This is a genomic window from Pseudomonas caricapapayae, from assembly GCF_001400735.1.
In the GTDB taxonomy this organism is placed as follows: domain Bacteria; phylum Pseudomonadota; class Gammaproteobacteria; order Pseudomonadales; family Pseudomonadaceae; genus Aquipseudomonas; species Aquipseudomonas caricapapayae.
This window is the reverse complement of sequence record NZ_LJPW01000140.1, coordinates 1-13660: the sequence shown is the minus strand read 5'-3', so window position 1 is coordinate 13660 and position 13660 is coordinate 1. Positions and strand designations below refer to the sequence as shown.

Annotated in this window: 12 protein-coding genes; 10 read left to right on the top strand and 2 right to left on the bottom strand. The window is 60.0% G+C overall.

Annotated features, from left to right (window positions below):
• Positions 1 to 85: 85 nt before the first annotated feature.
• The gene (locus ALO80_RS19430) at positions 86 to 760 is read right to left on the bottom strand and encodes a TIGR04211 family SH3 domain-containing protein (protein WP_054986838.1); all 675 of its coding nucleotides are present in this window, start codon (positions 758 to 760) and stop codon (positions 86 to 88) included.
• Positions 761 to 1212: 452 nt separating this feature from the next.
• On the opposite strand from ALO80_RS19430, the gene ppnN reads away from it, so the two are divergent.
• Complete coding sequence (gene ppnN / locus ALO80_RS19425) at positions 1213 to 2586, top strand: nucleotide 5'-monophosphate nucleosidase PpnN (RefSeq protein ID WP_055010168.1); 1374 nt, start codon at positions 1213 to 1215, stop codon at positions 2584 to 2586.
• Between the two features lie 51 nt (positions 2587 to 2637).
• On the opposite strand, the gene ALO80_RS19420 is transcribed toward ppnN, so the two are convergent.
• Entirely contained in the window at positions 2638 to 3507 is an 870-nt protein-coding gene (locus ALO80_RS19420; RefSeq protein WP_055010167.1) for a helix-turn-helix domain-containing protein, read from the bottom strand.
• 147 nt (positions 3508 to 3654) lie between these two features.
• On the opposite strand from ALO80_RS19420, the gene pobA reads away from it, so the two are divergent.
• From pobA to ALO80_RS29870, 9 genes are all read left to right on the top strand, one after another.
• Positions 3655 to 4839, top strand: coding sequence for a 4-hydroxybenzoate 3-monooxygenase (gene pobA / locus ALO80_RS19415; protein WP_055010166.1), 1185 nt, complete (start codon positions 3655 to 3657; stop codon positions 4837 to 4839).
• A gap of 202 nt (positions 4840 to 5041) precedes the next feature.
• Positions 5042 to 6367 (top strand): MFS transporter, encoded by a 1326-nt coding sequence (locus tag ALO80_RS19410; protein ID WP_055010165.1) that lies wholly within the window; start codon positions 5042 to 5044, stop codon positions 6365 to 6367.
• Positions 6368 to 6537: 170 nt separating this feature from the next.
• Complete coding sequence (gene dapA / locus ALO80_RS19405; RefSeq protein ID WP_055010164.1) at positions 6538 to 7416, top strand: 4-hydroxy-tetrahydrodipicolinate synthase; 879 nt, start codon at positions 6538 to 6540, stop codon at positions 7414 to 7416.
• A gap of 10 nt (positions 7417 to 7426) precedes the next feature.
• Complete coding sequence (locus ALO80_RS19400) at positions 7427 to 8596, top strand: iron-containing alcohol dehydrogenase (protein WP_055010211.1); 1170 nt, start codon at positions 7427 to 7429, stop codon at positions 8594 to 8596.
• A complete protein-coding gene (locus ALO80_RS19395; protein WP_055010163.1) occupies positions 8593 to 9852 on the top strand; it encodes a four-carbon acid sugar kinase family protein in 1260 nt (419 codons plus the stop codon). Before ALO80_RS19400 ends, ALO80_RS19395 begins: the two co-directional genes overlap by 4 nt.
• Positions 9845 to 10879 (top strand): 4-hydroxythreonine-4-phosphate dehydrogenase PdxA, encoded by a 1035-nt coding sequence (pdxA, locus tag ALO80_RS19390; RefSeq protein WP_055010162.1) that lies wholly within the window; start codon positions 9845 to 9847, stop codon positions 10877 to 10879. Before ALO80_RS19395 ends, pdxA begins: the two co-directional genes overlap by 8 nt.
• 70 nt (positions 10880 to 10949) lie before the next feature.
• Positions 10950 to 12365, top strand: a complete 1416-nt coding sequence (locus ALO80_RS19385; protein WP_055010161.1) for a sodium:solute symporter family protein — start codon at positions 10950 to 10952, stop codon at positions 12363 to 12365.
• A complete protein-coding gene (locus ALO80_RS19380; RefSeq protein WP_055010160.1) occupies positions 12352 to 13476 on the top strand; it encodes a sialidase family protein in 1125 nt (374 codons plus the stop codon). The genes ALO80_RS19385 and ALO80_RS19380 overlap by 14 nt, the downstream gene beginning before the upstream one ends.
• Positions 13477 to 13539: 63 nt before the next feature.
• Positions 13540 to 13660: SDR family NAD(P)-dependent oxidoreductase (locus ALO80_RS29870; RefSeq protein WP_122377086.1), on the top strand; the 121-nt coding region annotated here is incomplete at its 3' end.

The window sequence follows — 13660 nt, the reverse complement described above, 5'->3', positions numbered from 1 at the left end:
GGTGCGAAGGGAGTTTTCGGGGAGGTGCATCACCGATTGCCCATGCCAGCGCGCGGCGCTGGCGTGGGCAAATATTGCAGGCAGCTTATACCCAGCCGTCGTTCTTCTTGCGGCCTTTGGTCAGCGCCGGGAGGATCAGGCCAACCAGCAGACCTGCACCGGCAATGCTGCCGCCATAAACCATGTAACGCATCATCACCTGCTTGTTCTCATCGCCAAGTCGCGCCTGAGTAGCACGCAATTCGGCCTGAGAGTCGGCCAGTTGATCGTTGAGGGTCTTGGTGCGGGCTTCCAGTTCGTCGACCAGTTTCTTGCGCGCATCCAGCGTCTCCTGCATGCCTTGAACGCGGGTCTTCCAGGTGTTGTCGATGCCTGCCAGTTGCTCGGTCAGATCGGCGACTTGCTGAGTCAGTTGCGGCACACGTTCGGCCTGGCCCGGGACCTCCTGCAGGTCACTGCTCGGAATCCATACCGTGGCACCGCCTTCGCCGCGCACCTGGCTGAACTTGCCCGAGGAGGTGAGCAGTTCGACCTTCTGCCCGGACTTCAACGTACCCACTATGCGATGCTCATCGGTTGGCCCGCTGCGGACATAGGTGGTAAGGCTGTCGCTGACCCAGCGATCATTGCCTGCGGCCTGTGCGCTGTCAGGAATGACAACGGTCAATACAGCGCCAAACAGGCCTGCGCCAAGCAAGCGACGCGAAACAGCGAACAGGCCAGGGGCACGGGAAAGAAGTGCAGAAAAATGACGAGACATGGCGATAATTATCTTTATCTGAAATGAAAATAAAGCCTCGTTTAACGGGCCGGCTAAGGATGGGAGCGGCAGGCGATCAAAGGTTTTGCAACTCCTGCCCGGACGGAATGTCTGCCTATCAGGCGCGCTGAAAAAGCACCTGAGGATCCCTTTCGTGCAGGCCGTCCAGAAAGTCCATCAGCTAACAGACTCTGTTAAAGGGGTCAGGTTCACTATTGCCCGGTGTTCGCGTCAAAATTCAGCCGCACGGTCATGCAGAGCAAGTTCCTGCTTTCGAAAGAATTCAGCCCCCGACCTACGCCCTCGACAACGTATCAGGCCTCAAACGCGGGTCGTGCGTGGTCCGACGTTTGCTTTCCCGGCCAAGTGCTGTAGAAAAGGCCTCACAGGGGTGAATGCTCCCGATGTTCGCCATCCTGATGCTCGACCGCATCGCTCTAATGGAAAATAGAATGATCCCAAGACAAGTGATTAACGCCACCGTAAGCCCGAAAGGCAGCCTTGAAACCCTGTCCCAGCGTGAAGTGCAGCAGCTCAGCGCGGCGGGTTCAGGCAGCACCTATACCCTGTTCCGCCAGTGCGCCCTGGCCATCCTCAACACCGGCGCCCACGTCGACAACGCCAAGACTATTCTTGAAGCGTACGAGAGTTTTGAAGTGCGCATCCATCAACAGGACCGCGGTGTCCGCCTGGAGCTGCTCAACGCTCCGGCCGACGCGTTCGTCGATGGCGAAATGATCGCCAGCACTCGAGAAATGCTGTTCAGCGCCTTGCGCGACATCGTCTACACCGAGAGCGAGCTGGACAGCCAGCGCATCGACCTGAGCAATTCCCAGGGAATCACCGATTACGTATTCCACCTGCTGCGCAACGCTCGCACCCTGCGTGCGGGCGTCGAGCCGAAGATGGTGGTGTGCTGGGGTGGTCATTCGATCAATACCGAAGAATACAAATACACCAAGAAAGTCGGCCACGAACTGGGCCTGCGCAGCCTGGACATCTGCACAGGCTGTGGCCCTGGTGTGATGAAAGGCCCAATGAAAGGCGCGACCATCGCTCACGCCAAGCAACGCATTGTCGGCGGTCGCTACCTGGGCCTGACCGAACCGGGCATCATCGCCGCCGAAGCGCCCAACCCGATCGTCAACGAACTGGTGATTCTGCCGGACATCGAAAAACGTCTTGAAGCCTTCGTGCGCGTCGGTCACGGCATCATCATCTTCCCTGGCGGCGCCGGCACCGCCGAAGAGTTTCTGTACCTGCTGGGCATCCTGATGCACCCGGACAACAAGGACGTGCCGTTTCCGGTAATCCTGACCGGCCCGAAAAATACCGAGCCGTACCTGCAACAATTGCATGCATTCGTCGGTGCCACGCTGGGTGAAGAAGCGCAGCGCCACTATCAGATCATCATCGATAACCCGGCAGACGTGGCCCGGCAGATGACCCAGGGCCTGAAAGAAGTGAAGCAGTTCCGCCGCGAGCGCAACGATGCGTTTCACTTCAACTGGTTGCTGAAAATCGAGGAAAGCTTCCAGCACCCGTTCGATCCGACCCACGAGAACATGTCCAGGCTGCAACTGAACCACGAAGTCCCTACTCACGAACTGGCCGCCAATCTGCGCCGGGCGTTCTCCGGGATCGTGGCAGGCAACGTCAAGGACAAGGGTATTCGCCTGATAGAAGAACACGGTCCTTATCAGATCCACGGCGACCCGTCGATCATGGGCCCGCTGGACAAATTGCTGCAGGCGTTTGTCGACCAGCATCGGATGAAGCTGCCAGGCGGCGCGGCCTACGTGCCGTGTTATCAGGTCGTGACCTGACCGTGCAGCGAAAGGCGACACGCCAACGGGGTGCTCTTGAGCACCCCGTTTCTATTTCTGCTGACGAAACGCCTTGGGCGATTGCCCGGTGGCACGTTTGAAAAAGCGCGAAAAATACGCTGGTTCGGAAAATCCCAGACTGTCGGACACCTGGTTGATCGTCAGGGTGGTGTAGATCAGGTTGCGTTTCGCCTCCAGCAACAGTCGCTGACTGATGATCTGCAAGGCCGACTGGTTGCACAGGCGGCGACACAGTGCATTCAAATGCGCCGCGCTGATCCCCATGGCCTGGGCGTGCTGGTCAATCGACCAATGCTCGCGAAAACTCGCCTCCAGTTGATGCATGAATACCTGCAGATGCTCGCGGCCACGGTCCATCGCGTGAATCTCTTCGCCAGCATGCTCGCTGCTACGCCGACTGAGCCACACGGTCAGCACATTGACCAGTGAGTGCAGCATCAGATCGCGCCCTGCTCCGGGCTGCCGATATTCGCTGGCAATGGCCGTGAACAGCGTGTCCACATAATCGCTGTCCGCCCCCAGCGCATAGCAACGTGCCGTGCTCAGGCCCGAGATATCGAGCGCGGCCTCAAGCTGCTCCACCAAGGGTCTGGCCAGACTGAGAATATGCCCCTGGATATCTCTGGAGAACCTGAAGGTATGCACACTCAGGGCAGGAACGACCTGCAGCGAAGGCGTTTCAACCTCGCTGCCCCTGTCCTCGACCTTCAGCATCGCCTTGCCTGACTGTACGTAAAGCAACTGAACCAGATCACCGTGCCGGTGCGGCTTGATCTCCCATTCGTGAATCCTGCTGCGTTCGGGGATCGACTCACAGTGGATCAGGTCAGGCGTTGGCCAGGCCGTTGTTTCACCATAGAGCTTGAAAACAGGTATTGCTGCGATAGCAGGTCTGGACATGCTGCACCTCCTGAACCCTCGAAAAGTCCAGATAATGCGCTGGATATTGCCTTCTTATCTCGATGGCATCCATTAAAAATGCAGGAGACAAAAACAACTCTATCCCGCTGATCAAGCCCGGCAGGGATCAAAGACAGGACCATTGCCATGAAAACGCAGGTTGCCATCATCGGGTCAGGCCCGTCCGGATTGTTGCTGGGACAATTGTTGCAGCGCGCCGGTATCGACAACGTGATCGTCGAGCGCAAAGACCCCGACTACATCCTCTCGCGCATCCGCGCTGGCGTGCTGGAACAAGGCATGACCGACCTGTTGCGAGAAGCAGGGGTCAGCGAACGCATGGACGCCGAGGGCCTGATCCACGATGGCTTCGAGCTGGCGTTCGAGGGACGCTGCGAGCGCATCGATCTGAAAACCCTGACCGATGGCAGGACGGTGATGGTCTATGGCCAGACCGAAGTCACCCGCGATCTGATGGCGGCGCGTGCCGCCACAGGGGCAATGACGATCTATAACGCTTCGAACGTCAGCGCGCATGATCTCAAGAGCAGTTGCCCGTACCTGACGTTCGTGAAAGACGGCGAAACCGTGCGCCTGGACTGCGACTATATTGCGGGCTGCGACGGTTTTCATGGGGTCTCGCGACAGTCGATCCCGGTCGAGGCACTCAAGGTGTTCGAGCGCGTCTACCCGTTTGGCTGGCTCGGCGTGCTGGCCGACACGCCGCCGGTCAACGAAGAACTGGTGTACGCCAATCACCCGCGTGGCTTTGCCCTGTGCAGCATGCGCTCGGCCATTCGCACCCGCTATTACGTGCAGGTCAGCGCCGATGAAAAGGTCGAAGACTGGTCGGATGATCGCTTCTGGACCGAACTGAAAGCCCGGCTGCCGGCACATCTGGCAGAGCGCCTGGTGACCGGCCCGTCCATCGAGAAAAGCATCGCGCCGCTGCGCAGCTTCGTGGTGGAGCCCATGCAGTATGGTCGTCTGTTTTTGCTCGGCGACGCCGCCCATATCGTCCCGCCTACCGGTGCCAAGGGCCTGAACCTGGCGGCCAGCGACGTCAGCACGTTGTACCGGATCCTGCTCAAGGTCTACCGGGAAGGGCGTACCGACCTGCTGGAAAAATACTCGCAAATCTGCCTGCGCCGGGTATGGAAAGCAGAGCGATTCTCCTGGTGGATGACCTCGGTGCTGCATAACTTTCCCGACACCGATGCCTTCAGCCAGCGCATTCAGCAGACCGAACTCGACTATTACGTCGGCTCGGACGCCGGGCGCAGGACGATTGCCGAGAATTATGTCGGGCTGCCGTATGAAGCTATCGAGTAGAGCATCGAGTACGCGGCTCAATACATGGGTGCCAGAAGAACCCCATACACTCCAATCACCTGCGTTGTGCAATCACACAACGCAGGTCTCGTGCAGCTGTGCAAAACCCCAAAGCGTTTTTTTCAACGGCCCCCTATGATCGGGAGTGCACCCGATAGCTAATCCGCTAGATAAAAACAACAAGCACAGAGGAACACACGCCATGGCTCCTGTATCGACCCACGAGGTGGGCGACGCTGAAGGCAATCATGTCTACCGTCGCATCACCCTGCGTCTTATCCCGTTTATCTTCATCTGCTACCTGTTCAATTACCTGGACCGCGTGAACGTCGGCTTCGCCAAACTGCAGATGCTCGACGCCCTGAGCTTCAGCGAGACGGTCTATGGCCTGGGTGCCGGCATCTTCTTCATTGGCTACGTGTTGTGCGGGCTGCCCAGCAACCTGGCGCTGAACCGCTTCGGGCCGCGTCGCTGGATTGGCCTGATGATGATTACCTGGGGCCTGTTTTCGACCTGCCTGCTGTTCGTCACGACGCCGGTCGAGTTTTACCTGCTGCGCTTCCTGACCGGTATGGCAGAAGCCGGTTTCTTTCCCGGCATCGTGCTGTACCTCTCGCGCTGGTATCCGAACCAGCGGCGCGGACGGATCATGGCGCTGTTCATGTCGGCAATCCCGGTATCCGGGCTGCTGGGCGGTCCTTTTTCAGGGTGGATTCTCAATCATTTTGCCGCTGGCCAAGGCGGAATGGCCGGCTGGCAGTGGATGTTCTTGATTCAGGGCCTGCCGACCGTCGCCCTCGGCGTGCTGGCATTCGTTCTGTTGTGCGACAAGGTCGAGGACGCGCGCTGGCTGACACCCGAGCAACGCCAGCGGGTCAAGGCCGATATTACCAACGACGAACTGAGTCGCCCGGTGCACGGTAAAAGCTCGGTGGCTTCGGTGCTGACCATGCCGTTCATATGGATTCTGGGCTTTATTTATTTCTGCATCCAGAGCGGTGTCTATGCGATCAACTTCTGGCTGCCGTCAATCATCAAGAACCTCGGTTTCAGCGACGCGCTGGTGATCGGCTGGATCAGCGCCGTGCCGTACCTGATGGCAGGCGTGTTCATGCTGCTGGTCGGCCGCTCCGCAGACCTGTGCAATGAGCGGCGCTGGCATTTGGTAGTGCCGATGCTGATGGGCGCAACCGGCCTGATCATCGCCGCCAACTTTGCGACGGTGCCCATCGTCGCCATTCTCGGTCTGACCATCGCCACCATGGGCGCGCTGACCAGTCTGCCGATGTTCTGGCCATTGCCAACCGCACTGCTGAGCGCCAGTGTTGCCGCAGGTGGCCTGGCGCTGATCAACTCGATCGGCCAGATGGCAGGCTTTCTCAGCCCATACCTGGTGGGCTGGATCAAGGATCAGACCGGCTCCACCACCCTGGCACTGTACTCGCTGGCCGCGCTGACCATCGTCGGCAGTCTGGTGGCATTGCGGGTCAGCCGTCAGTCGGCGGGCAAGGTTGCGGCGACGGCCTGACATTATCCATACCCTCCCCACACGCCAGGCCATGTGCCTGGCTTTTTGATCAAACCTGTCACTTTCAGGCCACCGTCCTGCCTGCGGATGAAAAAAACGATCAAAGTGCTTGCCAGTAATGATCGATTCAATCATTATCGTTTTACTAAAAATAAAACGAGAATCTGGTCATGCAATTTCGCGGCATCATTCCAGCTCTGGTCACGCCCTTCACCGAAGACCAGCAACTCGACGAGCAGGCCCTGCGCAACCTGATCGAAAACCTACTGAATGCAGGCGTTCATGGGCTTTTCGTACTGGGGACCAATGGCGAGTTCTTCACGCTTTCCGAATCGGAAAAACTCAAAATCGCTCGTATCACAGTCGAAGCGGCAGCAGGACGCGTGCCTGTTGTGGTCGGCACCGGTGCGTTCGCCACGCATGAAGTGATTGAAATGAACAAAAAAATGATCGATGTGGGCGCTGATGCCCTGTCGATCATCACGCCTTACTTCAACGCCATCAGCCAGTCCGAACTGATCAGGCACTACACCGCCATTGCCGACGCTTCCGAGCTGCCGCTGATGATGTACAACATTCCCGCCAAGACCGGCATGTCGATCGGTATCGGTGCCGTGGCCACGCTCAGCAAGCACCCGCAGATCAAAGGCATCAAGGACAGCGCCGGCAACTTCGATGCACTGGTGCAGATGATGAAGTACCGCAGCGAAGACTTCGCAGTGTTCGCCGGGACCGACTCGCTGATTTACTGGAACCTGCTGGCCGGCGGTGACGGCGCTGTTGCTGCAACAGCCAATGCCGTACCGGATGTGGTCATGTCGATCTGGAACAACTTCCAGTCAGGCGACCACGAAGCGGCCCGTGCCGCGCAGGAAGCCCTGCGTCCGCTGCGCGATGCCTTCGCCCTGGGCACCATGCCGGTGGTGCTGAAAACCGCAACGCAGTTGCTTAATGTCCCGGTAGGCCCCTGTCGTGCGCCGGTGCAGCCGCTGGATGCCGCCGCCCTGGAAAAACTCCACAGCCTGTTGGCCGTCTACCGCCAAGCCTGAGGTAATCATGATGCCTGCTCCCTATCACTTCCAGACGGTCAAACACGTCGTTCATGGCCCCGGCAGCCTCGACCTGCTGGGGGAAAAACTGCCGCTGCTCGATGTGCCGGTCAAGACCGTGATTCTGGTGACTCAGAACGCCATGCATAACCTGGGGGTCACTCAGCGCGTCACCGAGCAACTCGGTGCCCGCAACATCCGTGTGCACATGCTCGACAACGTCGAAATCGAACCGACCCTGGACAACATCGAGCGGGTGTTCCGCGAAGACGTTGCTCCGCACGCGCCGGACGCTCTGATCGCGATTGGCGGAGGCAGTGTGCTGGATGCCGCCAAGCTGTTCGCAGTCATGCTGACCAACGACACACCGCTCAAAGACCTGCTGGGTATCGACAAGGTGACTCACCCCGGCAAGCCCATGGTGCTGGTCCCGACTACGTCCGGTACAGGATCGGAAGTGACCCCCAATGCCATCGTCACCCTGCCCGATGAAGAACTGAAGATCGGCGTGGTCAGCCGTCATCTGCTGCCGACGCTGGTAATCCTCGATCCGCTGTTGACCCTCAGCCTGCCGCGGCCAATCACCGCAGCGACCGGAATGGATGCCTTCACGCATTCGCTGGAGTCTTTCATCTCGACCAAGGCCAACCCGATCAGCGATGCATTTGCACTGGAGTCGATGCGCCTGATCGCAGGCAGCATTGTCGAGGCCTGGCAACAACCGGAATCCGTGCGCGCACGCGGCGACATGCTGCTGGGCTCGATGTATGGCGGCCTTGCGCTAACCGCCGCCGGGACCGCAGCGGTGCACGCGCTGGCTTACCCGCTGGGCGGCAAATTTCACGTCACCCACGGCGTGGCCAACGCCATGCTGCTACCACACGTGATGGCTTTCAACCTGGACAGCTGCGCCGAACGTCTCAAGCGTGCGGCACTGGTCTGCGGCGTCGCGCAACAGGACGACAGCAACGAAATCGCCGCCAACAAACTGATCGAGCAGATTCGCCAATGGACTCAGGTGCTGGACATCCCGCAGAACCTGCGAGAGTTCGGGGTTGCTGAAGAGCACCTGGCTGACATGGCGGTGGCCGCCTCAAAGGTCACTCGCCTGATGACCAACAACCCTAAAACCCTCAGCCTGGACGATATTCAGCAGCTGTATCGGTGCCTGCTGCCATGAGCCGCGCCGAGTTTCCCGGCCTGCTGATCATCGCTGACGACCTGTCCGGAGCCGCCGATTGTGCAGCGGATTTCGCCTCACGAATCGATACCCATGTGCTTCTGGCCGACAGTGCCGCAGGCCTGTCGGGGGTGATCGCCGTCGATGCCGATTCACGTCGGCTCGCGCCGCAGCAGGCTGCTGAACAGAACCGCGCAGCCTTGCAACAACAACCTCGCCCGGGCATGGCGCTGTACAAGAAAATCGACTCCACGCTACGCGGCAATATCGCCAGCGAAATCGATGCGCTGCAGGGGCTGCGGGGCATGGCGCTGGTGGCTCCGGCGTTCCCGGCCATGAAGCGCACGACGGTTCAGGGTGTGCAACTGGTAGACGGTGTGCCGGTCGATCAAAGCGATGTCTGGCGCAACGAAAACCTGCAAGGTACGGGTAATCTGCTCGACCTGTTTGCCGCACAAGGCCTGCGCACGCAATGGCTGGGGCTGGACACCCTGCGTGATCCCCCAAGACTCAAAACCACACTGCGCAGCGCACTTGAACAGGGTGTGCAGGCGCTGGTCTGCGATGCAGAACTGGACAGTGATCTGCTGCACCTGGCCGAAGCGTCAGTGGACTGGCATGAGGAACTGTTCTGGGTCGGTTCTGCCGGGCTGGCTCGCCATCTGCCGCACGCATTCGGGCTGGCCGAAGCCTTGCCGGTCAAGGTCCAACCGCGTTCACCGGTACTGACGGTGGTGGGTAGCATGTCCCGCCATTCTCAGGCCCAGGCCGACAGGCTCGCACACATCAGCCAGGCACTGTGCCTGACGCTGCAGCCGACGAGCCTGTTGAATGAAGATGCACACGCCGAGCGTGATGCCATGCGCCTGCAACTCCGCGAGCATCTGTCCGCTGGCGAGGATGTGCTGGTGCGTCTCGATCAACAACAGCGCGACCCGGCGCTCGCGGCCCTGTTGAGCAATGCACTGGCGCAGTGGCTGGCCCCTGCCCTGCCCCATGCAGGGTCATTGATCGCCACCGGTGGTGAAACCGCCAGAGCGATCCTGACCGCTGCCGGCATCAAGCGCCTGACCCTGCATGGCGAACTGGCCACCGGGGTGGTCCTGGCCGAAGCCCAACTGGGCAAGCATACGATCAATGTGGTGACCAAAGCCGGAGGGTTCGGCAACCCCGACACCTTGCTGACTGCCTGGCAAATGCTCCACGCACCGGCTGCGACCGGCACCCCTTTCAACGAGGAAGCTTCCTATGTCTGAGCGTCTGTCTGAACGTCCTGTCATCGGCATCACCATGGGCGATGCCGCCGGGGTGGGGCCGGAAATCATCATGAAAATGCTCACCCACGCCTCGGTGTACGCCACCTGCCGCCCGCTGGTGATCGGCGACGCGCAACGCCTGGAAGACGCCAACCGGATCGTCGGCAGCCAGTTGCGCGTCAACAGCATCACCAGCCCTGCAGACGCCCGTTTCACCCAAGGCACTGTGGACTGCATCGACCTGGGCCTGATCCCGGCCGACCTGCCGTATGGAAAGCTCTCGGCACTGGCCGGTGATGCTGCCTTTCGCTACATCGAGCGCACGGTGCAACTGACTCAGGCCGGGGAGCTGGATGCGATCTGCACCGCACCACTGAACAAGGAAGCCCTGCACGCGGGCGGGCATATTTTTCCTGGCCATACCGAGATGCTCGCGCACCTGCTGGGTATCGATGAAGTATCGATGATGCTGATGACCCCGACACTGCGGGTGATTCATGTCACTACCCACATCGGCATCATCGACGCCATTGCGCGGATCGAGCCGGGGCTGGTCAAGCGCACCATCGAGCGCGCCCGGGAGACACTGACCCGCGCCGGTATCGAAAATCCGCTGATCGCCGTCTGCGGCATCAACCCGCACGCAGGGGAAAACGGCCTGTTTGGCTACGGCGAAGAAGCCACCAAGATCCAGCCCGCGATCGACGAACTGCGTGCCCGTGGCTGGCGCGTCGAAGGTCCGTTACCCGCCGACACACTATTTTTCCGTGCCGGACGAGGTGATTTCGATGCAGTCGTTGCGATGTATCACGATCAGGGTCATGGCCCGGTCAAGGTCATGGGCCTGGAAGCAGGCGTCAACGTGACCATCGGCCTTCCGGTGATTCGTACCTCGGTCGACCACGGCACCGCCTTCGACATTGCCGGCAAAGGCATCGCCGACGAGCGCAGTCTGATCGAAGCCATGCGTCAGGCCGTGGAGCTGGCAACCCGTAAACGCGACACCCGCAATTCCATCGCCGTCTGAGGTCGTCAGTAGTCCTGACACCCTGCGGCACCCCATAACGCGCCAGAACAACAACAATGGAGCGAAACTGATGGATACCTTCAACGCGCAAGACACCTGGATCATCATCGGCATGGTGGTCATCTATATCCTTGTCACCACCTGGATGAGCATGCGCCTGCGCAGCAAGACCAGTGAGCAATACATGGTCGCCTCGCGCACCATGCCCGCCTTTGTCGTCGGCGTGCTGATGATGTCTGAATTCATCGGTGCCAAGTCCACGGTCGGCACCGCGCAGGCCGCATTCGAGAGTGGTTTCGCGGCCTCCTGGTCGGTCATCGCTGCCGCCATCGGCTTTCCGCTGTTCGGCCTGTTGATGGCACGCAAGCTGTACAGCTCCGGCGAATTCACCATTTCCGGGTTTATCGCCAAAAAATATGGCACCTCCACCAAACTCGCAGTCTCGATCATCATGATCTACGCACTGTTGCTGGTGAACGTCGGCAACTACGTCAGCGGTGCGGCGGCGATTGCCACGGTGCTGAAAATCAATCTGACCACCGCCGCATTCATTACAGCGATCATCAGCACCCTGTACTACGTGTTCGGCGGCCTGAAAAGCGTGGCCTACATGAGCATTCTGCACACCGGAGTGAAGTACATCGGCGTGCTGATCGTGCTGGGCGTTGCGCTGAAAATGACCGGCGGATTCAGCCCCGTTGTACAGAATATGCCCGAGCATTACTTCACTTGGGACGGTGCCATCGGCGGCTCGAAAATCATGGCCTGGATCATCGGCACGGTCGGTGCGATTTTCTCGACGCAGTTCATCATTCAGGCCATTTCCTCGACCCAGAACCAGAACGCCGCACGCCGCTCGACCTTCTATGCCTCGCTGCTGTGCATTCCGATAGCGCTGGCGCTGGGCTTCATCGGGGTTGCCTCCAAGTACCTGCACCCGGACATGAGCAGCCTGTACGCCCTGCCGATCTTCCTGCAGTCGATGAGCCCGGTCATGGCGGGCGTCGTGACCATCTCGCTGGTTGCCTCGATTTTCGTCAGCGTCAGTACCGTAGCGCTGGCCATCGCGTCCCTGGTCGTTCGTGACTTCTACGTACCCTGGCGCAAGCCGTCCGTGGATCAAGAGTTCAAGACCACACGCCTGATTGCTCTGGTGATCGGTTTCGTGCCGCTGTTCTTCGTGTTTTTTGTCCCGGAGATCCTCAACCTATCGTTCTTCACCCGCGCCCTGCGCCTGTCGATTGCCGTTGTGGCCATGATCGCCATTTACCTGCCGTTCTTCGGTTCAGGTCGAGGCGCTACGCTTGGGCTGATCGCCTCAGCCATCACTACCAGTGTCTGGTACCTGCTGGATAACCCTTACGGCATCGACAACATGTATATCGCCCTGGTAACACCCGCTATCGTGATTGCCATCGAGCGCCTGCTGCCCCAGTCCGCGTCGACCAAACCTGCTCAAAACGAGGTTCCCCATGCCAACCGCTGATACCCGCCAGGATGCGTTCCTGCCAACGCCTTATGCGCAGAATCATGCAGCGAACCTGCACGAGCTGGCCGACGGCACAGTGCTCTGTACCTGGTTCGCCGGCACTCAGGAGGGCATGGCAGACATCTTCGTCCTGCTTTCGCGCCGCGACCCGGCCAGCGGCGCTTGGAGCGAGCCACAGAAAATGTCCGAAGACTCGACCCGCTCCGAGCAGAACCCGATCCTGTTTCAGGCACCCGACGGCCCGCTGTGGCTGATCTGGACCGCACAGATTTCCGGCAATCAGGAGACGGCGATCATCCGCCGCCGTATGTCACTGGACGGTGGCCAAAGCTGGGGGCCGATAGACACGTTGTTCGACGAGCCCGGCACCTTTGTGCGCCAACCGCCTGTGGTGCTGGATAACGGCGACTGGTTGTTGCCCGTCTGGTACTGCATCACCGGGCCCGGCGAAAAGTGGGTCGGCAACCATGACGTCAGCGCAGTGATGATCTCCAGCGATCAAGGCCAGAGCTGGTCGCGCCATGACGTGCCGGACAGCATCGGCAGCGTGCACATGAACGTTCATCAGTTGCCGGACGGCAGCCTGCTCGGCCTGTTCCGCAGCCGTTGGGCAGACTTCATCTACAGCAGCCGGTCAACTGATCGAGGGCGAACCTGGAGCGCGCCGACGCCGACCGGACTGCCCAACAACAACTCGTCGATCCAGTTCGTGAAACTGGCGACGCAAGAGCTGGCGCTGGTCTACAACCCGGTCAGTGCCGAAGGTCATGCGCAGCGCAGGGCCTCGCTGTACGACGAAATCGAAGATGAAGGCGATGACCGCATCACACCGCAAGCACGCCACGACGGCAAGTCAGCCGTCTGGGGCATCCCCCGCGCGCCGATGAGCCTGGCCATCTCCCGCGACGGCGGCCACAGCTGGCCGACCCGGCTGGACCTGGAACTGGGTGACGGCTTCTGCCTGACCAACAATTCGCAGGAAAAGCTCAATCGCGAGTTTTCCTACCCCAGCATCATCCAGGCTGCTGATGGCAGTCTGCACATCGCATTCACTTACTTCCGGCAGAAGATCAAACATGTCCATCTGCCGCTGAATGCGATCCGTTGAATCCACCTGCGTCGATCACGCCTTGCTTTTTTGGCTGATCGACGCCTCTGCGGAAGCCTTTTCATGCCCGAACCGATCCAGTCCGTCCTCGTTACCGGTGCCAGCTCCGGCATTGGCAAAGCCATTGTCACGCGCCTGCTGGAACAGGGTCTGCACGTCACTGGCCTGAGCCGGCGCGCGCCGG

What these genes read in the sequence shown, in the direction of transcription:
- ALO80_RS19385 (WP_055010161.1), top strand. Translation starts at nt 10,950, where the DNA reads ATGGATACCTTCAACGCGCAAGACACCTGGATCATCATCGGCATGGTG.
- ppnN (WP_055010168.1), top strand. Translation starts at nt 1,213, where the DNA reads ATGATCCCAAGACAAGTGATTAACGCCACCGTAAGCCCGAAAGGCAGC.
- dapA (WP_055010164.1), top strand. Translation starts at nt 6,538, where the DNA reads ATGCAATTTCGCGGCATCATTCCAGCTCTGGTCACGCCCTTCACCGAA.
- ALO80_RS19430 (WP_054986838.1), bottom strand. Translation starts at nt 760, where the DNA reads ATGTCTCGTCATTTTTCTGCACTTCTTTCCCGTGCCCCTGGCCTGTTC.
- pobA (WP_055010166.1), top strand. Translation starts at nt 3,655, where the DNA reads ATGAAAACGCAGGTTGCCATCATCGGGTCAGGCCCGTCCGGATTGTTG.
- ALO80_RS19410 (WP_055010165.1), top strand. Translation starts at nt 5,042, where the DNA reads ATGGCTCCTGTATCGACCCACGAGGTGGGCGACGCTGAAGGCAATCAT.
- pdxA (WP_055010162.1), top strand. Translation starts at nt 9,845, where the DNA reads ATGTCTGAGCGTCTGTCTGAACGTCCTGTCATCGGCATCACCATGGGC.
- ALO80_RS19380 (WP_055010160.1), top strand. Translation starts at nt 12,352, where the DNA reads ATGCCAACCGCTGATACCCGCCAGGATGCGTTCCTGCCAACGCCTTAT.
- ALO80_RS19420 (WP_055010167.1), bottom strand. Translation starts at nt 3,507, where the DNA reads ATGTCCAGACCTGCTATCGCAGCAATACCTGTTTTCAAGCTCTATGGT.
- ALO80_RS19400 (WP_055010211.1), top strand. Translation starts at nt 7,427, where the DNA reads ATGCCTGCTCCCTATCACTTCCAGACGGTCAAACACGTCGTTCATGGC.
- ALO80_RS19395 (WP_055010163.1), top strand. Translation starts at nt 8,593, where the DNA reads ATGAGCCGCGCCGAGTTTCCCGGCCTGCTGATCATCGCTGACGACCTG.